This window comes from Microbacterium sp. AR7-10 (assembly GCF_001878835.1).
GTDB lineage: Bacteria > Actinomycetota > Actinomycetes > Actinomycetales > Microbacteriaceae > Microbacterium > Microbacterium commune.
Map to the genome: position 1 here is coordinate 14380 of NZ_MJIR01000084.1, position 19619 is coordinate 33998.

Genomic DNA, 19619 nt, shown 5'->3' on the forward strand with positions numbered 1-19619 from the left:
CCTGGGGTCATGGAGACCCTGCGCCACATCGTTCTGTTCGTTCACCTCGTCGGCTTCGCGGTGCTCTTCGGAGCGTGGGCGGTGCAGGCCTTCGGCGGCAAGCGCGAGATCGTCAAGCTGATGCACATCGGATTCACCACCGCAGCCGTCGCCGGCCTGGCGCTCGCCGCGCCCTGGGGCCTGCCCGACGGCGTCGAGATGAACTACGCCAAGATCGGCACCAAGCTCGTCATCCTGCTGATCATCGGCGCCTTCCTCGGCATCGGCCAGGCCCGACAGCGCAAGAGCGGTCAGGTGCCCACGGCGCTGTTCTGGGGCATCGGCCTGCTCACCCTGGTGAACGCGGGCATCGCCGTCATCTGGTGAGCCTCCGGCCCGCCGGGCCAATAGACTCCTCGAGGTCCAGCCACCGGAGGAGCAGCATATGACGACGACCATCGCCCCGGCCAACCCGCGCTCGCGGGTCATCCTGGCCAGTCTCGTGGGCACGACGATCGAGTTCTACGACTTCTACGTCTACGCGACCGCGGCGGTGCTCGTCTTCCCCGTGCTGTTCTTCCCGACGGGCAACGACACCACGTCGCTGCTCGCCTCGTTCGGTGTGTTCGGTGCGGCGATGGTCGCGCGTCCGATCGGCGCGATGATCTTCGGCCACTTCGGCGACAAGTTCGGTCGCAAGGCGACCCTGGTCGCCTCGCTGCTCACGATGGGCATCGCGACCTTCCTCATCGGCCTGCTGCCCACGTTCCAGCAGATCAACTGGTGGGCCGCCCTGTTGCTGCTCATCCTCCGTCTCGCTCAGGGCTTCGCGCTCGGCGGCGAGTGGTCGGGCGCCGCGCTGGTGGCCACCGAGAACGCTCCTGCCGGCAAGCGCGCCTGGTACGGGTCGTTCCCGCAGCTCGGCGCACCGCTGGGCTTCATCATCGCGAACGGCATCTTCCTCGCGATCAACGCGCTGCTCCCCCACGAGACCGACGCGACCCTGAAGTCCGAGGCGTTCCTCAGCTGGGGCTGGCGGGTGCCGTTCCTGTTCTCGGCGGTGATGGTCATCATCGGCCTGTGGGTTCGCCTCAAGCTCGTCGAGTCCGAGACGTTCACCCGGGCGGCCGACACCGGGCGCATCCGCAAGCTGCCGCTCGCGACGGTGTTCCGTCACCACTGGAAGCAGCTCATCCTCGGCACGTTCATCATGCTCGCGACATACGTGCTGTTCTACCTGATGACGAACTTCACGCTCGCCTACGGCACGAAGGCCGGCTCGCTCGAGGTGGCGTCGGCCGCCGCGCAGCAGGCCGCCGACGCGGCCGGCAAGCCCTTCGACGCGTCAGCCTTCGCGGCGCAGTTCTACCCCGGACTCGGTTTCGGCTACACGCAGTTCGTGATCATGCAGATCGTGGGCGTGGTGTTCTTCGGCATCTTCACCCTGCTCTCGGGCCCCTGGGCCGACCGGTTCGGGCGACGCCGACTGCTGCTGTGGGTGACCGGCGCGATCATCGTCTTCGGTCTCACCTTCAACCTGTTCCTCATGCCTCAGGACGACCCGGCGCTGACGATGGCTGTCGTGCAGGGCTTCCTCATCCTCGGCTTCCTGCTGATGGGCGCCACCTTCGGCCCGATGGGCGCGCTGCTGCCCGAGCTGTTCCCCACGAACGTGCGGTACTCCGGCTCGGCGATCGCATACAACGTGTCGTCGATCCTCGGCGCCGCAGTCGCTCCGCTGATCGCCGTCGAGCTGTGGCGCATCGGCGACGGCTCGCCCTGGCTGGTGGGCGTGTACCTGTCTGCCATGGCCGTGCTGACGTTCATCGCCCTGTGGCTGTCGCCCGAGACGAAGGACCACGACTTCGAGGCCGACCTGGGCGTCGCCGCCCAGCGCTGAGCGCGGGTGGGTCAGAACCGCGCGGTCACCGTGCGGTTCCGACCGTCGAGCGTCATCTCACCGCCGTAGGGCAGGATCCACTGCGGACGCGTGTGCCCGAAGGGCACGCCGACGCACACCACGGCCTCCGGGTTGTACCGGCCGACCAGCTCGAGCACGACATCCCGCTGCGCAGCACGCAGCGCCGATCTCTCGGTCGCGGTGGGCATCACCTCGAACGAGCTCACCGGCGGGCGCGCGAACAGGACGCCGGCGACCGAGCCCAGCAGCCCCCGTTCGCCGTAGCCGCGCAGCTGCTCGCCGACCCGAGCGGGAGGGGTGAGCCGCTCGCTCGTCTCGAGCAGCAGGATCGCTCCGGAGAGCTCGTCGTTCGCCGGCAGCCGGTCGGCGAGTGCGAGCTGGTCGACCACCTCGAGGCAGCCGCCCCACGTGCGGCCTGTCACGCTCTTCCCGGGTCCGGCCCACGTCCACGGGTCGGTCGGCTCGCGGTCACCGTACTCGGTCAGGGCAGCCGGGTCGTCCCAGTGCCGCCCGATGTCCTCCGACTCCCCCGGCTCGGTGATCTCCACCTCGCCGCCGTCGAGCAGTGCGGCGCGCAGCGCGCGCAGGTGCACGTCATCGACCGCGGGCCCCGCCCCCAGATGCACCTGGGTGGAGCCGCCGTAGAAGCCGGCGACGCCGCGCCGCCACAGCCAGTTCAGGATGTTGGTGTTGTCGCTGTACCCGAGGAAGGGCTTCGGGTCGGCAGCGGCGAGCGCCGGGTCGAGGTGCGGCGTCACGAGGATCTGATCGCTGCCGCCGATGGTGGCGATGATCGCCCGGATGCTCGGATCGGCGAAGGCTGCGTTCACGTCGGCCGCCCGCGCTTGCGGGCTCGCATCCAGCTGCCTCGTGGTCGGATACTCGACAGGAACGAGTCCGGTCAGCTCCCGCAGACGTCGCATCGCCTGCTCGTGCACCTCGGGCCCGACCGCGGGCGCGGCGAAAGCGGGCGAGAGGACGGCGATGCGGTCGCCGGGGCGAGCCTTCGGAACATGCAGCATGCCTCCATCCTGCCCGCGGCGCGCGCGGGCAGCGAAACAGGCCGCGCATAAGGAGTTCGGTCGACAATAGAAGCACTCACCCACGACTCCTCACGAATGAGGTCCCATGTCTCGCACGGCGCCGTCACGCCGACGCGGGCGCGGCGCGCAGCCCGAAGGCCCGCGCGCGACGTTCCGCCAGCTGCTCCCCTTCCTGTTCGAGCACAAGAAGGTGCTCGTCGTCGTCGCGGTGCTCAGCATCGTCGGCGCGGCCGCATCGCTCGCCCAGCCGCTGCTCGTCGGACAGCTCATCGCGCGCGTGCAGCAGGGGCAGACGCTGGGGGCGCTGGTCTGGCTGCTGATCGGCTTCGTGATCTCGGCGTCCGTCATCTCGGGCTATCAGCACTACCTGCTGCAGCGCACCGGCACGGCGGTCGTGTACTCCAGCCGCCGCAAGCTCATCGCACGCATCCTGCATCTGCCGATCAGTGAGTTCGACGCGCGCCGCACCGGCGACCTCGTCTCGCGCGTCGGCACCGACACGACGCTGCTCTACGCCGTGCTCACGCAGGGACTCGCGGATGCCGTCGGCGGCGCGATCCTGTTCGTCGGTGCGCTCATCGCGATGCTCATCATCGACCCGCTGCTGCTGCTGCTCATCGTCGTCGTGATCGGCGTTTCGGTGGTCGTGGTCGTGCTGCTCTCGGGGCGCATCCGCAGCGCGTCGGCCGCGCAGCAGGAGAAGGTCGGTGAGCTGGCATCCGGAGTCGAGCGGGGCATCTCCTCGATCCGCACCGTGCGTGCGTCCGGCGCCACCGAGCGCGAGACGGCGGCCGTGGAGGACCTCGCCGGTGAGGCGTACGGCCTCGGTGTGCGCATCGCGAAGATCTCGTCGATGGTCGTGCCCGTCGCCGGTGTGGCCCTGCAGCTCTCGCTGCTGGTGGTGCTCGGGGTGGGCGGGTTCCGCGTGGCGTCGGGCGCTCTCACGATCGCGTCTCTGGTCACCTTCATCATGTTCCTGTTCATGCTCGTGATGCCGCTGGGCCAGGCCTTCGGCGCGATCACCTCGGTGAACCAGGCACTGGGCGCCCTCGGACGCATCCAGGAGGTGCTCGATCTGCCGACCGAGACGCAGGACGACGAACCGGATGCCGTGGCGGCAGCCGCGCCCGTGGTCGGCGCCCCCGCGATCGAGTTCCGCGACGTGCGCTTCCGCTACCCTGATGCCGTCATCGCCGCCCGGGAGGCGGCCGCCAAGGAGGCTCAGGTCCTGCTCGCCGACGCGCACCTCGAGCGCGCGTCCGACGGCATCCCGATCGACCGGGATGTGCTGAAGGGGGTCTCGTTCGCCGTGCCGCGCGGCGCGCGCGTGGCGCTGGTCGGGCCGAGCGGCGCCGGCAAGAGCACCATCCTCTCGCTCATCGAGCGCTTCTACGACCCGACCGGTGGGTCGATCCGCCTCGCCGGACACGACGTGCGCACGTACCCGCGTGAGCAGCTGCGCGCCCAGTTCGGCTACGTCGAGCAGGACGCGCCGACCCTCGCCGGCACGCTGGGCGAGAACCTGCGTCTCGCGGCACCGGATGCCTCGGACGCCGACTGCGAGCGCGTGCTGCGCTCGGTCAACCTCGGCGACGTGCTCGAGCGCAGCCCGCTGGGGCTGGATGCCCCGGTCGGCGAGGACGGCGTGATGCTCTCGGGCGGTGAGCGTCAGCGCCTCGCCATCGCGCGCGCTCTGCTGACCGAGGCACCGATCCTGCTGCTCGACGAATCGACCTCGTCGCTCGACGGCGTCAACGAGCAGCGCATGCGCGAGGCCATCGACGCGGCCGCCGCCGACCGCACACTGCTGGTGATCGCGCACCGGCTGTCGACCGTGGTCGACAGCGACCTGATCGTGGTGCTGCAGAACGGCGTGGTGGCCGGGCAGGGCACGCACGCCGAGCTCATCGAGTCCACGCCGCTGTACCGCGACCTCGCACGGCACCAGCTGCTGGTCTGACCGCCGCCGAACTCAGCCGCCGAGGACGTCGACCTGCACGCCGTCCTTGCCCGCGCGCTTCGCACGGTACATCGCCGCATCCGCCGCGGCGACGACGTCCTCAGCGGAGGGAGGGACGCGGCCGACGTCCGCGCGCCAGTGCACCGCGCCCACGCTGGCCGACAGCGGCGAACCCGCTGCGGGACCGTCGAGCGGCTCGCGCACGACGCTGCGTACCCGCTCGGCGAACCTCGTCGTCTCGGCGTCGTCCATGCCGGACGCGGTGATGAGGAACTCGTCCCCGCCGAGCCTGGCGACCGTGTCGCCCACGCGGCACACGCGCCGCAAACGATCGGCGACGATGCGCAGCACCTCGTCGCCCACTCCGTGCCCGAGACGATCGTTGATGCCCTTGAAGCCGTCGAGGTCGAGGAAGAGCACCGCGCACGGGACGCCGTCATGCTCGGTGCGCTCGAGGATGCGCTGCAGCCTCTGCTCGAAGAGGACCCGGTTCGGCAGCCCGGTGAGGCTGTCGTGCAGAGCGTGATGCTGCAGCTGGTCGCGCAGCCGCAGGTGATCGACCACCCGTTCGGCCTGAGCCGCCAGCGCACGCAGCGATTCGAGCTCGTCCGCCTCGAGGGAGCGTGCCCGCCGGAACCAGCAGTGGATCTCGCCGAGCACGACCGTTCGCTCGCCCATCATGCGGACGATCGGCGTCGTCACCAGCGCCTCGATGCCGGACGCCTGCAGCGCAGCCGCGTCCTGCGGGGCCGCCAGCGCGATCTGTTCGACGTCCCGGCACACGAGCTGCTGCGCGGAAGCCGCAGGCCGCGCGTCGAGCAGCACTCCCGGTGGGTGATCGCCCCATCGACGCACCTCGGCGCCCGCCTGCCCTGAGGTGTGCACGAGGCGAACCGCCGTCCACGCTGTGGACATCGCCCGGCTCGCCGCACTCACGAGGGTCTCGCCCAGGTCGTCCAGTCCGTTCGCGACGGCGAGCGCGCTCGTGGCATCCTGCAGCAGCACCAGCCTGCGATGCGCGAGCTCGGTCTCGCGCCGTGCCGCCACGAGCTCCTTCTCGAACGCGGCGCGCGCCGTCGTCTCGACGGCGGCGACGTAGGCGACGGACCTGCCGTCGACGTGCCGCAGCTCGGCGTTCACGAGCGCCGCTCGACGCTCGCCGGCGCCGTCGCGGATCTCGAGCATGACCTCGCGCAGCCGCCCCCGCTCCAGGAGACGCGGAATCACCTGGGTCTCGTACAGCATGCGCGATGCGGCGGTCAGCCACTCCACGATGTTGCGTCCGCGCAGGCCGTCGCCGCCTTCCGGGCCGCCCTCGCCCAGCCACACCTGCATCCCGGCGTTGTGGGCCAGGATGGTGCCGTCCACACCCAGTGTGAACACGGCGACCGGCGTGTGCTCGAGCAGGTCCAGCGATTCCGCCGTGGCGTTGCTCACAGCGCGTGTCTGATCTGGTCCGCCACGAGCTCGTGATCGGTCAGATGCACGAAGTGTCCGGCGGAGTCCAGCTGCACCAGATCGCACGACGGGATGCGCGCCTGCACGTACGCGCCGATGTGCGGCGGGCAGATGATGTCGCCGACCGACTGCAGCACGGTCGTCGGCACGGGGACGTCGCCCAGCCGGTGACGCACATCGCTGAAGAAGACGACGCGGGCGAAGTGGGTCGCGACCTCGTGGGCGGTGGTGGCGAACAGATCCCGCACCCGGTCTGTCACCTGGGGCAGGTCTTCGCGCGCGGTGACGGCGGGCGCCAGCGACGCCGCCCACCCGGGCTGGTTCGCCTCGATGGCGGCGAGCAGATCGAGCACATCCTGACGGTCGAAGCCCCCGATGTAGTCGCCGTCGTTCACGTAGCGCGGCGAGGGGCAGAGCATGATCAGCTGCGAGAACAGGTCGGGCCGGCGGATGGACGCGAGCGCGCCGATCATGCCGCTGACGGAATGCCCGACGAACACCACGTCACGGGCATCCACCGCCTCGATCACCTCGATGAGGTCGTTGGCATACCCGTCGAGCGAGTCGTATCGCCGCTGGTCGTAGGCCGAGAGGTCGGATCGCCCCGATCCCACATAGTCGAACAGCACGACACGGTGGTCGTCGACGAAACGGTCGGCAGCCGCTCGCCAGGTGGTCTGATCGGTGCCGTACCCGTGCCCGAACACCATGACCGGACCGGCCTCCCTGCCGAGGATCGTCACGGCGTTGCGCCGGAGGACGTCGTCGTGCGCGCGATCCGCGGCGGGTGCGTGCTCTGCAGTGCGGGCGCTGGTTTGCGTCACGTGGCCTCCTCGGAGCTCACGCCCGAGACTACCGAAGAAGTCGAGCGACCCGTCACCGAGCGGCGTCGAGCCGGTACCGCAGCGCCTCCAGTTCGCTGCGCAGGGCCGCCGGCAGCGCGTCGCCGAACATGGCGTAGAACTCCTCGGTGGAGTCCGCCTCCGCGAGCCACGCGTCGATGTCGACGTCGAAGAGCTCGTCGAGGTCGGCCTCGGCGATCTCCAATCCGTCGAGGTTGAGATCCTCACGTCGCGGCAGGCGACCGATCGGGCTGTCGACGGCCACGACCTCACCGGAGATGCGACGGATGATCCAGTCGATCACGCGCGAGTTGTCGCCGAAGCCCGGCCACAGGAAGCGGCCGTCATCACCGCGACGGAACCAGTTCACCTGGAAGATGCGCGGTGCACGATCGAAGCGCAGCGAACGGCCCACCTTGAGCCAGTGCGCGAAGTAGTCGCCCATGTTGTACCCGCAGAACGGCAGCATCGCGAACGGGTCGCGGCGCAGCTCGCCGAGGGTGCCCTCGGCGGCGGCGGTGCGCTCCGACGAGATGGTCGAGCCGATGAAGACCCCGTGGCTCCAGTCGGTCGCCTCGACGACCAGCGGCACGTTGCTCGCGCGGCGACCGCCGAAGAGGATCACGTCGAGGGGCACGCCCTCGGGGTTCTCCCAGTCGTCGGCGATCTGCGGGCACTGGGCCGCCGACACCGTGAAGCGCGAGTTCGGGTGCGCGGCCGGCTCGTCCGAGTCGGGAGTCCACGGCCTGCCCTGCCAGTCGGTGAGTCGTGCGGGCGGGGTGTCGGTGAGCCCCTCCCACCACACGTCTCCGTCGGGTCGCAGGGCGACGTTGGTGAAGATGGTGTTGCCCCAGAGCGTCTCGACCGCGGTGACGTTGGTGGACTCCCCCGTTCCGGGAGCGACGCCGAAGAACCCGGCTTCGGGGTTCATGGCGTACATCCGGCCGTCTTCGCCGGGTCGGATCCAGACGATGTCGTCTCCGAGCGTCTCGACCGACCATCCAGGGATGGTCGGACGCAGCATGGCGAGGTTGGTCTTGCCGCAGGCCGACGGGAAGGCTGCGGCGATGTGGTGCGCCCTGCCCTTCGGGTCGGTCACGCGGATGAGCAGCATGTGCTCGGCGAGCCAGCCCTCGTCGCGCGCGATGACCGAGGCGATGCGCAGGGCGAAGCACTTCTTCGCGAGGATCGCGTTTCCGCCGTAGCCCGAGCCGTACGAGTAGACCTCGAGCGTCTCGGGGAAGTGCACGATGTACTTCTCGTCGTTGCACGGCCACGGCACGTCGGCCTGGCCAGGCTCGAGCGGGGCGCCGACCGAATGGACCGTCTTGACCCACGGGGCGCCCTCGGCGATCTGGCGGGTGACCGCGTCGCCGACGCGGGTCATGATGCCGATGGATGCCACCGCGTAGGCGCTGTCGGTGACCTGCACCCCGATGTGCGAGAGCGGACCGCCCACCGGGCCCATCGAGAACGGGACGACGTACATGGTGCGGCCGCGCATGGACCCTTCGAACAGCCCGTCGAGCGTCTCGCGCATCTTGACAGGGTCGGCCCAGTTGTTCGTGGGGCCGGCGTCGCGCTCGCGCTCCGACGCGATGAACGTGCGCCCCTCGGTCCGCGCCACGTCGCTCGGGTGCGAGCGCGCCAGGTACGACCCGGGCCGCCATTCGGGGTTGAGCTTGATCAGCTTGCCCTCGCCGACGAGCCCGCGCAGCAGGGCATCGTTCTCGGCACGGGATCCGTCGACCCAGTGCACCCGCGCCGGCTGGGTGAGCGCGGCGATGCCGTCGACCCACGCGCGCAGCTCTGCCATCGCCGGGGTGTCGTACGCGGGCACGTCACCGGTGCCCCGCGCAGGTGCGACGGCGTCGATGCGGGTCGTGAACGTGTCGGCGAGTGCCATGGGAGCTCCTTCAAGCTGGTGCGGTATGCCCATCCTCCGGCAGGTTTTGCCGTGTTTGACGCCGACCGACGTTGAAAGAACGTTGCTTTTTTCGGATATGCTCAAGGAATGGCGACCAGCGGACTCGAACTCAGCACCCTCGGACATCGCATCCGACACCACCGCACGGCCCGGAATCTCACCCTCGACGACCTGGGCGCGAAGGTCGGCATCGCGGGATCCCAGCTGAGCCTCATCGAGAACGGCAAGCGCGAGCCGAAGCTGTCCCTGCTGCAGGCCATCGCCGAGGCGTGCGGCACCGACGTCGCCGACCTCATCTCGGGAGAGCCGCCGAACCGTCGCGCGGCGCTCGAGATCGAGCTCGAACGCGCGCAGTCCAGCCCGATCTTCCGCCAGCTGGGCATCGCCGGGGTGCGCGTGTCGAAGACGATGACCGACGAGACCATCGAGGCGATCCTGGGTCTGCATCGCGAGCTGCACCGCCGCGAGACCGAGGCGATCGCCACGCCGGAGGAGGCGCGTCGCGCGAACACGGAGATGCGTCTCACGATGCGCGCGCGCGACAACTACCTTCCCGACATCGAGGCGCTCGCCGAGAAGCACCTCAAGGCGGCCGGTCACGTGTCCGGAGCGCTCACGCACCGCACTGTGACCCTGATGGCGGCAAAGCTCGGCTTCGAGCTCATCTACGCCGACGACCTTCCCCACTCCACCCGCTCGATCACCGACCTCGAGAACGGTCGGATCTACCTGCCGCCGGCGTCGATCCCCGGCGGGCACGGCCTGCGCTCGATGGCGCTGCAGGCGATGGCGCACCGCATCCTGGGGCACACTCCCCCGACCGACTACGCCGACTTCCTGCAGCAGCGACTGGAGATCAACTACTTCGCCGCGTGCTGCCTGATCCCCGAGACCGCAGGCGTCGCATTCCTGCAGCAGGCGAAGAAGGATCGCAACCTCGCCGTCGAGGACTTCCGTGACGCGTTCGGCGTCACGCACGAGGCGGCCGGGATGCGCATGACCAACCTGATGACCCACCATCTCGACATGCGCCTGCACTTCCTGCGGGTGGACGAGAACGGCGCGATCACCCGGGTCTACGAGAACGACGACCTGCCGCTGCCGATGGACGTGACCGGCGCCGTGGAGGGACAGCCGGCCTGCCGCCGGTTCGGCGCGCGCGCGGCGTTCGAGCAGCGCAACCGCACCACCGAGCACTACCAGTACACCGACACCCCGGCCGGCACGTTCTGGTGCGCCACCCAGACCGGCTCGTCGACCGACGGCGGGTTCTCGGTCACCGTCGGCGTGCCGTTCGACGACGCGCGCTGGTGGCGCGGGCGCGAGACACAGCACCGAGCGAAGTCGACCTGCCCCGACGAGTCGTGCTGCCGCCGGGCGGCGCCGACCGTCTCGCAGCGCTGGGAGGGTCGCGCGTGGCCGAGCGCCCGTGTGCACACGCACATGTTCCGCCCGCTGCCGCGCGGCGCATTCCCCGGCGTCGACGACAGCGAGGTGTACTCGTTCCTCGACCGGCACGCCGGCGAGTGATGTGAGATCTGCTCGAGATCAGGCGTGCAGGGTCACCTCGCGACGTGCAGGCAGCACGACCGGATGCGTTCCCGCCATCACCTCGAGCACGCGCACGACCTGGCACGAGTACCCGTACTCGTTGTCGTACCAGACGTAGAGCACGACGTCGCGGTCATTCGCGATCGTCGCGAGTCCGTCGACGATGCCCGCCCGGTGCGAGCCGACGAAGTCGGTGGAGACGACCTCGGGGCTCTCGACGTAGTCGATCTGCTGACGCAGCTTCGAGTGCAGCGACGCACGACGCAGGTAGTCGTTGAGCTCGTCCTTCGTGGCCGGGTTCTCGAGGGTCAGGTGCAGCACCGCGAGCGACACGTCGGGGGTGGGCACGCGGATGGCAGAGCCGGTGAGCTTGCCGGCGAGCTGCGGCAGGGCGCGGGAGACGGCCTTGGCTGCGCCGGTCTCGGTGATGACCATGTTCAGCACCGCCGAGCGCCCGCGGCGGTCGCCCTTGTGGAAGTTGTCGATGAGGTTCTGGTCGTTGGTGAACGAGTGCACGGTCTCGACGTGGCCGCGCACGATGCCGTACGCCTCGTCGATCGCCGCCAGCACCGGCGTGATCGCATTGGTCGTGCACGAGGCGGCGGACAGGATGCGGTCGCCGGCCTCGATGGTGGAGTCGTTGATGCCGTGCACGATGTTCTTCAGCTCGCCCTTTCCGGGGGCGGTGAGCAGCACACGGGCGGCGCCGGTCGCCTGCAGATGACGGCTCAGCCCCTCCTCGTCGCGCCAGCGGCCGGTGTTGTCGACGATGATCGCGTCGTGGATGCCGTACACGGTGTAGTCGACGGTGGCGGGGTCGTCGGAGTAGATCACCTGGATGCGGTTGCCGTTGGCGATGATCTGAGAGTTCTCCTCGTCGACCGTGACGGTGCCGGCGAAGCGGCCGTGCACCGAGTCGCGCAGCAGAAGCGAGGCGCGCTTGACGATGTCGTTGTCGGAGCCACGACGCACCACGATCGCCCGCAGTCGCAGCCCGCTGCCGCCGCCGGTGTGCGCGATGATGATGCGGGCCAGCAGCCTGCCGATGCGGCCGAACCCGTAGAGCACCACGTCGACCGGCTCGGAGAGCTCGGCGCCGAGGGCCGGCGCGAGCGTGCTGCGCAGGTACTCGTCGAGGTCGCCTCCGCTCTCGGCGTGCCCCTCGATCAGGCGCGCCACGTCCAGCGATGACGCGCCGGGGGCGAGCTCGCGCAGCGCCTCGAGCACGCCGAGCGTGTCGGTGAGGGCGATCTCGCGGTGGCCGAGCTGAGCGACGCGCTGGTGCACCTCGAGGATGCCGGTCGTCGACAGTCCGAGCAGACGGTGCCCGTGCAGCGACGTCACGACATCGCGCTCCCGGTTCAGTCCGCCGATGAGCGGGATCATCCGCTCTGCCAGCTCTTCCTTGACCTTCCAGTCGTCGCGGTGTGTCACGACATCGTCCATATGCGTCCTTGCGTGATGCTCGAGCGCCGCCGGGTCGGGCGCTGCGGTGAGTGAGGGGGCGGTTCCGCCTCGACCAGGCTAGAGCGCGGCATGCGATGCGAGAGGACGATTCCGGTGTGCAGAATCCGACAGACTGCCGGGGAGTCATGAAACCGGATTCTTAACACGTGCGGCGGCATAGGCTCGGATCCATGACCGAGCTGCATGATCTGACCGCGATCGAGCAGCTCGCCGGGCTGCGAGCCGGGACGTTCTCGCCGTCGGATCTCGTCGCCCACTACCTGGCGCGCATCGCGCGATGCGACCCGCAGGTCGGCGCGTTCGTCGAGGTCACCGACGAGGCTGCCCGCGCCCGCGCCGCCGCGCTGACGGATGCCGAGCCGGCCGGCGCCCTGTGGGGGCTGCCCTTCGCCGACAAGGACCTCGTGGCGCGAGCCGGCGTGCCCACGCGGTTCGGCTCTCGACTTCACCGCGATCACGTCCCGACGACGACCGCGGATCAGGCCGCTGTGCTCGACGAGGCCGGCGGCATCAGCCTCGGCAAGACCAGCACGCCCGAGTTCGGGTTGACCGGGTACACCGAGACGCAGATCGGTCCGCCCACCCGCGATCCGTGGAACCCGGCGAACGGCGCGGGCGGGTCCAGCGGCGGAGCCGCGGCCGCGGTCGCCGCTGGCCTGCTCCCGCTCGCCCCGGGCTCCGACGGCGGCGGCTCGATCCGCATTCCGGCGGCCACGGTCGGCGTCGTCGGGATCAAGCCCTGCCGCGGGCGCGTGCCGTTCGCGTCCGGCCTCGACAGTCCCGGAGGTCTTCCGGTCGCCGGTCCCATCGCCCGTTCGGTGGCGGACGCCGCGCTGCTGCTCGACGTGCAGTGCGCCGGACGGCCCCATCGGTTCGCGACGCGCGCCCCGGCGTCCGGGCCGTTCCTCTCCGCCGCGACGACGCCGTCACCTCCCGCCCGGATCGGGGTGACCACGGTCTCCCCGTGGGACGACGCCGACGACATCCGCCTCGATGCCGACGCCGCTCGCGCTGTCGACATCGCCGCGACGCTGCTCTCGGATGCCGGACACGGCGTCGACGGATTCCGGTGGCGACCCCGCGGCTACGCGGAGATGTTCACCACCCTCTGGCGCACCAGCGCCGCTCGGATGGCGCTCACCGACGCCGAGCTGGAGCTCGTCGAGCCGATCACGGCCTGGCTGGTGCGCGAGGGCCGACGTCTGACCGGATCAGAGGTGCTGCAGGCGCTGGCTGCGGCATCCGTCTTCGAGCAGGAGACGATCGCGGCGTTCGATCCGTTCGACGCCGTGCTCACCCCCGCACTGGCGCTGCCGCCGCAGCGGGTCGGCTGGTTCGATCGCGATGACCCGGTGCGCGGATTCTCGCAGCAGGTCCGTTACGCGCCGTACAGCAGCTTCGTCAACGTGGCGGGTCTTCCCGCGATCGTCGTCCCGGTCATCACGGACGCGTCGGGGCACCCGGTCAGCGTGCAGCTGATCGGCCGGCCCGGCGGTGAGGCGACGATCGTCTCGCTCGCAGCGGCACTGGAGCATCGGGCAGGTCCCATGCCGAAACCCGCGATCTGGAGCCGATGACTCGGCCTACGCTGGGCACATGACCACGACCCTGCACGCCCGCGCCGTCCTGCTCGACATGGACGGCACTCTCGTCGACTCGACAGCGGTCGTCGAGCGGCTGTGGCTGGAGTGGGCCCGGCCGCACGGACTGGATCCGTCGGTCGTGCTGCAGACCGTGCACGGCAGGCAGGGTCACCAGAGCATGGCGATCATGCTCCCCGAGCGGGATCACGCCATCAACCTGGTCGAGAATCAGGAGATGCTCGCCCGAGAGAGCGGCGATGTCGACGGCGTGGTCGAGATCGCCGGTGCCGCGGCGTTCCTCGCCGCATTGAGCGGGCTGCCGCACGCGATCGTCACCTCGGCGAACGTGCCGCTGATGACGGCCAGGATGCAGGCCGCCGGGCTCACCGTGCCCGCGCTCGCGATCACCGCCGAGAGCGTGACCGATTCGAAGCCGCACCCCGAGGGGTTCCTGGCCGCGGCCGCGCAGCTGGGGGTCGACCCGGCCGACTGCGTCGTCTTCGAGGACTCCGAGGCCGGGGTGCAGGCGGGCCTCGCCGCAGGCATGCGGGTGATCGGCGTCGGCTCACACGCCGCGGCTCACGGCGCGCACCACTCCGTGGCCGATCTCACCCAGGTCGCGGTGGTCGACACAGCGCAGGGCTTCGTCCTGACGATCGACTGACGCTCGTCGCCGCAGCGCTCACTCCCGCGTGAAGTCCTCGAAGATCAGGGTCGTGCGAGTCGAGCGGATCGACGGGATCGCCTGGATGTCCTCCAGCACCACGCGACGCAGGTCGCGGGCGTCGCTGGCGCGCACGAGCAGGATCACGTCGAAATCGCCGCCGACGAGCGCCATGTGCTCCACCTCGGGGATCGCACGCAGCCGCGTCTGCACCTCCTGCCAGCTGGCCTGCTCGATCGCGAGCATGACGTAGGCGGATGCGTGATGCCCGAGCTGCACGGGGTCGGTGCGCACCGTGTAGCCCGCGATCACGCCCTGCTCGGTGAGCCGCTTGATGCGCGCGTGCGCGCCCGCCCGGGAGATGTGCACGCGCTCGGCGATGTGGGTCATCGACACCCGCGCGTCGCGTCGCAGCTCGGCGAGGATCGCATGATCTGTGGCATCGAGCTCGGCCATCGAGCACCGTCCGTTCCGTCAGTGGATGCTGACAGTCTGTCACCGGAATCCGCATCCGGCGAACGATCGTCCAGCAATAGGGATGATCGGTTGGACGCCTGGGGGGTCGCGGGCATCCTGGTGTCACCACGTTCGGCAAGGAAGGCGAACCGGATGATGCGAGACGACCTGCTCCCCCGCGAGACCCCCGTGCGCCTGATCGACCCGCGCGGCGACGGGGTCGACGACGCGCACTACACCGCACCCGACATCGACCGGCTGCGCGACGCGTACCGCGCCCTCGTCGAGGGCAGACGCATCAACGACCAGGCCAGCGCGCTGGTGCGGCAGGGCCGACTGGCGGTGTACCCGTCCTCGCACGGTCAGGAGGCGTGCCAGGTCGCCGCGGCGCTCGTGCTCGACGAGCCCGACTGGCTCTTTCCCACCTACCGCGATGCCGTCGCGATCATCGGGCGCGGAGTCTCACCCGCCGACGCGATGGTGCTGCTGGCCGGCGACTGGCACAGCGGATACGATCCCGCCGAGCATCACGTCGCCCCGCAGGCGACACCGCTGGCGACGCAGCTGCTGCACGCCGTCGGCTTCGCGCAGGCCGCGCGGCACCGCGGCGAGAGCACCGTGGTGCTGGCGCTGTGCGGCGACGGCGCGACGAGCGAGGGCGACTTCCACGAGGCGATGAACTTCGCCGCCGTGTTCCACGCGCCTGTGGTGTTCTTCGTGCAGAACAACGAGTTCGCGATCTCGGTGCCGCTGTCGCGCCAGAGCGCCGCTCCGTCTCTCGCGCACAAGGCGATCGGGTACGGGATGCCCGGTGAACGCGTCGACGGCAACGACGTCGCCGCCGTGCTCGCCGTTCTCGGCGAGGCGGTGGATCGGGCTCGCAGCGGCGGCGGACCGTCGCTCGTCGAGGCGCACACCTACCGGATGCAGGCGCACACCAACGCGGACGACGACACCCGCTACCGCGAGCGAGACGAGGTGCAGGCGTGGATCGAGCGCGACCCGCTGACCCGGCTTCGCGCGCACCTCGTCGCGCAGGATGCCCTCTCCGACGATGACGAGCAGCGCATCGCGGCGGGCGCCGAGCGCATCGCCGCCCAGCTGCGTGCCGCCCTCAACGCCGACGCCGACCTCGACCCCGAGGATCTGTTCCGCTTCGTCACGGCCGAGCGGTCATCGCAGCTGGAGGAGCAGTGGCGGATGCTGCAGGGCGAGATCGCACGGGATGCTCTGACGCAGGCGGGAGCACAGCCATGAGCATCGCATCCGACCTCCGCCCCGATCAGGCCACTCCTCATGTCGTCGGCACGATGACCATGGCCGCCGCCCTCAACCGCGCCCTCGCCGACGCGATCCAGGAGGATCCCGCGGTCGTCGTCTACGGCGAGGACGTCGGCGCCCTCGGTGGCGTCTTCCGCATCACCGACGGCCTCGCAGAGCGCTTCGGCGAGGACCGCTGCTTCGACACCCCGCTCGCCGAGGCCGGCATCGTCGGCACCGCGGTCGGCATGGCCATGAACGGCATGCGGCCGGTCGTCGAGATGCAGTTCGACGCGTTCGCGCTGCCGGCGTTCGAGCAGATCGTCAGCCAGGTCGCGAAGTTCGGCAACCGCACGCGCGGGTCGATGCGGATGCCGCTGGTCATCCGCATCCCGTTCGGCGGCGGCATCGGGGGCGTGGAGCATCACTGCGATTCGTCCGAGGCCTACTACGCGCACACGCCCGGTCTCACGGTCGTGTCGCCGTCGACCCCGCAGGACGCCTATTCGCTGCTGCGCGCCGCGATCGCCTCGCCCGATCCGGTGATCTTCCTCGAGCCGAAGAAGCTCTACTGGTCGAAGGGCGAGGTCGACACCTCGATCACCGCCGAGCTCGGCACCGCCCAGATCGTGCGGGATGGCACCGACGTCACCCTCATCGCCTACGCGGCGATGGTTCCGGTTGCCCTCGAGGCGGCCGAGATCGCCGCCGAGGAAGGACGCAGCGTTCAGGTCATCGACGTGCGCTCGCTGTCGCCGTTCGACGACACGACGGTGACCGCAGCCGTGCGCGCGACCGGACGCGCGGTCGTCGTCGCCGAGGCGCCCGGCTACGCGAGTGTCGCAAGCGAGATCCAGGCTCGCGTCTTCGAGCGGTGCTTCGAGCACCTCGAAGCGCCGGTGCGCCGGGTGACCGGCTTCGACACCCCGTACGCGCCGCCGAAGCTCGAGCACTGGTATCTGCCCGACGCCGATCGCGTGCTGGATGCCATCGACTCGCTCTACCCCGACGATGAGGAGACGACGCGATGACAACCGCGACAGCACGGGTCTTCCGCCTGCCGGATCTCGGCGAGGGACTCACCGAGGCGGGTCTCGTGCAGTGGCTGGTGGCGGTCGGCGACACGATCGCCACCGACCAGGCCATCGCCGAGGTCGAGACGGCGAAGAGCATCGTCGAGCTGCCCTCGCCGTTCGCCGGCGAGGTCACGGCTCTGCACGGCGTACCGGGAGACGTGATCGCGGTGGGCGCGCCCGTGCTGNNGCACGGGACCGACGCGGCGGAGACGGTTCCGGATGCCGAGAAGGAAGCGTATCGCGCCGAAGAGCGTGCAGGTTCCGGCAACGTGCTGATCGGCTACGGCACCACCGAGCGCGCCTCGTCCGGCCGTCGCCGCGCACGAGCATCCGGCGCGGCGGTGCCGCCCGCTTCTCCTCAGCCCGCACCGCCTCAGGCCACCTCTCAGCCCGTACCGTCTCAGCCCACTCCTCAGCCCGCCCCGCCTCAACGCACCGTCGCGGTGCGCTCGCCGATCGTTCGCCGGCTCGCACGGGATCTCGGCGTCGACGTGCGACAGCTCGAGGCGACGGGAGCAGACGGTGCTGTCACGCGTGCCGATGTGCTGCGGGCCGCGAACGCCCTCGAGGGGCAGCAGGAGCAGGCATCCGGAACGTCGCCGCAGAAATCCGGCAGCGCCGCAGACACGGTCGAAGGACTCGCCGTCGCCTCGCGCGAGCGGCTGTCGCCGATGCGCAGAGCGATCAGCGCGACGTTGAGCCGCAGTCGCGCCGAGATCCCCGAGGCCACCGTCTGGGTCGACGTCGACGCCACCGAGCTGTGGCGGGCGCGCTCGCGCATGGCACCCGAGGGGCAACGAGCCCCGTCGCTCACCGCGCTCGTCGCGCGGTTCACGCTGATGGCCCTCGCGGACTTCCCGCTGCTGGCGTCGCGTCTCAGCGACGACGCCTCCGAGGTCATCTCGTTCGACGGCGTGAACCTCGGCGTAGCCGCCGACACCGAGCGCGGTCTGATGGTGCCGGTCATCAGCCGAGCGCACGAGCTGACCGTCGCGGAGCTCGACGCGCAGCTGCGCGAGCTCGCAGCCACGGCACGATCGGGCCGGATGCCGGCCGAGCGACTGCGCGGGTCGACCTTCACCATCAACAACTACGGGAGCCTGGGCGTCGACGGGTCGGCCGCGATCATCAACCACCCTGAGGTCGCGATCCTGGGCGTCGGTCGCATGATCGAGCGGCCGTGGGTCGTCGAGGGTCAGATCGTCGCGCGGCGCATCACGCAGCTCTCGCTCGTCTTCGACCACCGGGTCTGCGACGGCGGCTATGCAGCCGGGTTCCTGCGCCGTGTGGTGGAGCTGATCGAGCACCCGCTGCGGGCGTTCGGCAGCCTCTGAGCCGTAGGCGTGCCGTCAGCGCGCGATCGCGACGGCTGCCGCCTCTCTGGCCTCCGCCGCCGTGGCTGCGGCGAGCGCGGCCTCCGCGGCGGCGCGGCACTGCTGTGGGGTCAGGGCCCCGAGAGCCGCCGCCACCCGGCCGAGCGAGCGCGGTGTCATCGACAGGCTGGTGGCGCCGAGCCCCACGAGCACGGGGGCGAGCGCCGGGTCTCCCCCGGCCTCGCCGCACACGCCGACCGCACGGTTCGCCGCTCGACCGGCTGAGCCGACGGCGGCGATCAGCCGCAGCACGGCCGGCTGCCACGGGTCGGTGAGGTCGCCCAGCTCGCCCAGGAGGCGATCGGCCGCCAGGGTGTACTGGGTGAGGTCGTTGGTGCCGAGGCTGACGAAGTCGACCACCTCGAACATCTCTGCCGCGAGGATCGCCGCCGACGGGGTCTCGATCATCACGCCCACCCGTTCGAGACCGGCGGCCCTGGCAGCGGCGGCGAACTCGCGTGCCTCCTCGACGGTGGCGATCATGGGCGCCATCACCTCGACGTGCGCGGACTCGGCCGACGCCGCCTCGGCCAGCGCGCGCAGCTGATCGTCGAGCAGCTGAGGGTTGCGTCGGGCGATGCGGAGTCCGCGGACCCCGAGCGCCGGGTTCTGCTCGTGATCGGCGTTCGCGAACGGCAGCGGCTTGTCGCTGCCCGCATCGAGCGTGCGCACCACGACCTTGCGCCCGGGGAAGGCCGCCAGCACCCCGCGATACGCCGCGACCTGCTCGGCGACGGTGGGTGCGTCGGTGCGGTCGAGAAAGCAGAACTCGGTGCGGAACAGACCGACGCCCTCCGCGCCGGCGGCGGCTGCGGTTCGGGCATCGGTCGCGTGGCCGACGTTGGCGAGCAGCGGAAGCGACGATCCGTCGGCCAGCCGTCCTCTCCCGTCGAACGGCGTGACGGTCGCGGCGTGCGTCGCCTGTCTCTTATACACATCTGACGCTGCCGACGAACTCTAGGGTGTAGATCTCGGCGGTTGCCGCATCATTAAAAAAAAGAAGATAGCAATCACCTACCAACACACGACCCGCGCCACTCGTAGTTTGAGTATGATTCA

17 protein-coding genes are annotated in these 19619 nt (G+C 70.3%); 10 read left to right on the plus strand and 7 right to left on the minus strand.

Going from position 1 to position 19619, the window contains the following annotated elements; all coding sequences use genetic code 11:
- Window positions 1-9: 9 nt before the first annotated feature.
- Window positions 10-366 carry a Fe-S protein gene (locus BFN01_RS11760; RefSeq protein WP_071644540.1) on the plus strand — a complete coding sequence of 119 codons (357 nt, stop codon included), beginning with the start codon at window positions 10-12 and terminating at the stop codon, window positions 364-366.
- A gap of 58 nt (window positions 367-424) precedes the next feature.
- Window positions 425-1879, plus strand: a complete 1455-nt coding sequence (locus BFN01_RS11765; RefSeq protein ID WP_071644541.1) for an MFS transporter — start codon at window positions 425-427, stop codon at window positions 1877-1879.
- A gap of 11 nt (window positions 1880-1890) precedes the next feature.
- Here the strand turns inward: BFN01_RS11765 and BFN01_RS11770 are convergent, their stop codons facing one another.
- Window positions 1891-2922, minus strand: coding sequence for a S66 peptidase family protein (locus BFN01_RS11770; RefSeq protein ID WP_071644542.1), 1032 nt, complete (start codon window positions 2920-2922; stop codon window positions 1891-1893).
- 106 nt (window positions 2923-3028) lie between these two features.
- Between BFN01_RS11770 and BFN01_RS11775 the strand changes: the two genes are divergently transcribed.
- Window positions 3029-4903 (plus strand): ABC transporter ATP-binding protein, encoded by a 1875-nt coding sequence (locus BFN01_RS11775; RefSeq protein ID WP_071644543.1) that lies wholly within the window; start codon window positions 3029-3031, stop codon window positions 4901-4903.
- A 12-nt stretch (window positions 4904-4915) separates the two neighbouring features.
- Here BFN01_RS11775 and BFN01_RS11780 read toward each other — a convergent pair whose 3' ends face one another.
- The 3 genes from BFN01_RS11780 to BFN01_RS11790 are packed head-to-tail and all read right to left on the minus strand — an operon-like array spanning window position 4916 to window position 9109.
- Window positions 4916-6340 carry a sensor domain-containing diguanylate cyclase gene (locus tag BFN01_RS11780; protein ID WP_071644544.1) on the minus strand — a complete coding sequence of 475 codons (1425 nt, stop codon included), beginning with the start codon at window positions 6338-6340 and terminating at the stop codon, window positions 4916-4918.
- Window positions 6337-7185, minus strand: coding sequence for an alpha/beta fold hydrolase (locus BFN01_RS11785; protein WP_218161817.1), 849 nt, complete (start codon window positions 7183-7185; stop codon window positions 6337-6339). Before BFN01_RS11785 ends, BFN01_RS11780 begins: the two co-directional genes overlap by 4 nt.
- A gap of 52 nt (window positions 7186-7237) precedes the next feature.
- Window positions 7238-9109 (minus strand): phosphoenolpyruvate carboxykinase (GTP), encoded by a 1872-nt coding sequence (locus tag BFN01_RS11790; protein ID WP_071644545.1) that lies wholly within the window; start codon window positions 9107-9109, stop codon window positions 7238-7240.
- Between the two features lie 108 nt (window positions 9110-9217).
- On the opposite strand from BFN01_RS11790, the gene BFN01_RS11795 reads away from it, so the two are divergent.
- Entirely contained in the window at window positions 9218-10660 is a 1443-nt protein-coding gene (locus tag BFN01_RS11795) for a helix-turn-helix domain-containing protein (protein WP_071644546.1), read from the plus strand.
- Window positions 10661-10678: 18 nt separating this feature from the next.
- Here the strand turns inward: BFN01_RS11795 and BFN01_RS11800 are convergent, their stop codons facing one another.
- Window positions 10679-12127, minus strand: coding sequence for a glyceraldehyde-3-phosphate dehydrogenase (locus tag BFN01_RS11800; protein ID WP_071644547.1), 1449 nt, complete (start codon window positions 12125-12127; stop codon window positions 10679-10681).
- Between the two features lie 191 nt (window positions 12128-12318).
- Between BFN01_RS11800 and BFN01_RS11805 the strand changes: the two genes are divergently transcribed.
- Complete coding sequence (locus BFN01_RS11805; RefSeq protein WP_071644548.1) at window positions 12319-13725, plus strand: amidase; 1407 nt, start codon at window positions 12319-12321, stop codon at window positions 13723-13725.
- 19 nt (window positions 13726-13744) lie between these two features.
- Complete coding sequence (locus BFN01_RS11810) at window positions 13745-14395, plus strand: HAD-IA family hydrolase (protein ID WP_071644549.1); 651 nt, start codon at window positions 13745-13747, stop codon at window positions 14393-14395.
- Window positions 14396-14413: 18 nt separating this feature from the next.
- Here the strand turns inward: BFN01_RS11810 and BFN01_RS11815 are convergent, their stop codons facing one another.
- A complete protein-coding gene (locus tag BFN01_RS11815) occupies window positions 14414-14851 on the minus strand; it encodes an Lrp/AsnC family transcriptional regulator (RefSeq protein WP_071644550.1) in 438 nt (145 codons plus the stop codon).
- Between the two features lie 153 nt (window positions 14852-15004).
- Between BFN01_RS11815 and pdhA the strand changes: the two genes are divergently transcribed.
- The 4 genes from pdhA (at window position 15005) to BFN01_RS11830 (ending at window position 18521) form a co-directional block, all read left to right on the plus strand.
- Window positions 15005-16108 carry a pyruvate dehydrogenase (acetyl-transferring) E1 component subunit alpha gene (gene pdhA, locus BFN01_RS11820; protein WP_218161818.1) on the plus strand — a complete coding sequence of 368 codons (1104 nt, stop codon included), beginning with the start codon at window positions 15005-15007 and terminating at the stop codon, window positions 16106-16108.
- Window positions 16105-17142, plus strand: coding sequence for an alpha-ketoacid dehydrogenase subunit beta (locus BFN01_RS11825; protein WP_071644551.1), 1038 nt, complete (start codon window positions 16105-16107; stop codon window positions 17140-17142). The genes pdhA and BFN01_RS11825 overlap by 4 nt, the downstream gene beginning before the upstream one ends.
- On the plus strand, window positions 17139-17372 hold a 234-nt coding region (locus BFN01_RS15905; protein WP_305728272.1), incomplete at its 3' end, for a biotin/lipoyl-containing protein. The genes BFN01_RS11825 and BFN01_RS15905, both read left to right, overlap by 4 nt.
- A gap of 258 nt (window positions 17373-17630) precedes the next feature.
- Window positions 17631-18521 carry a dihydrolipoamide acetyltransferase family protein gene (locus tag BFN01_RS11830; protein WP_371261034.1) on the plus strand — a complete coding sequence of 297 codons (891 nt, stop codon included), beginning with the start codon at window positions 17631-17633 and terminating at the stop codon, window positions 18519-18521.
- Between the two features lie 15 nt (window positions 18522-18536).
- On the opposite strand, the gene BFN01_RS11835 is transcribed toward BFN01_RS11830, so the two are convergent.
- The gene (locus BFN01_RS11835) at window positions 18537-19496 is read right to left on the minus strand and encodes a putative PEP-binding protein (RefSeq protein ID WP_071644553.1); all 960 of its coding nucleotides are present in this window, start codon (window positions 19494-19496) and stop codon (window positions 18537-18539) included.
- Window positions 19497-19619 lie beyond the last annotated feature (123 nt).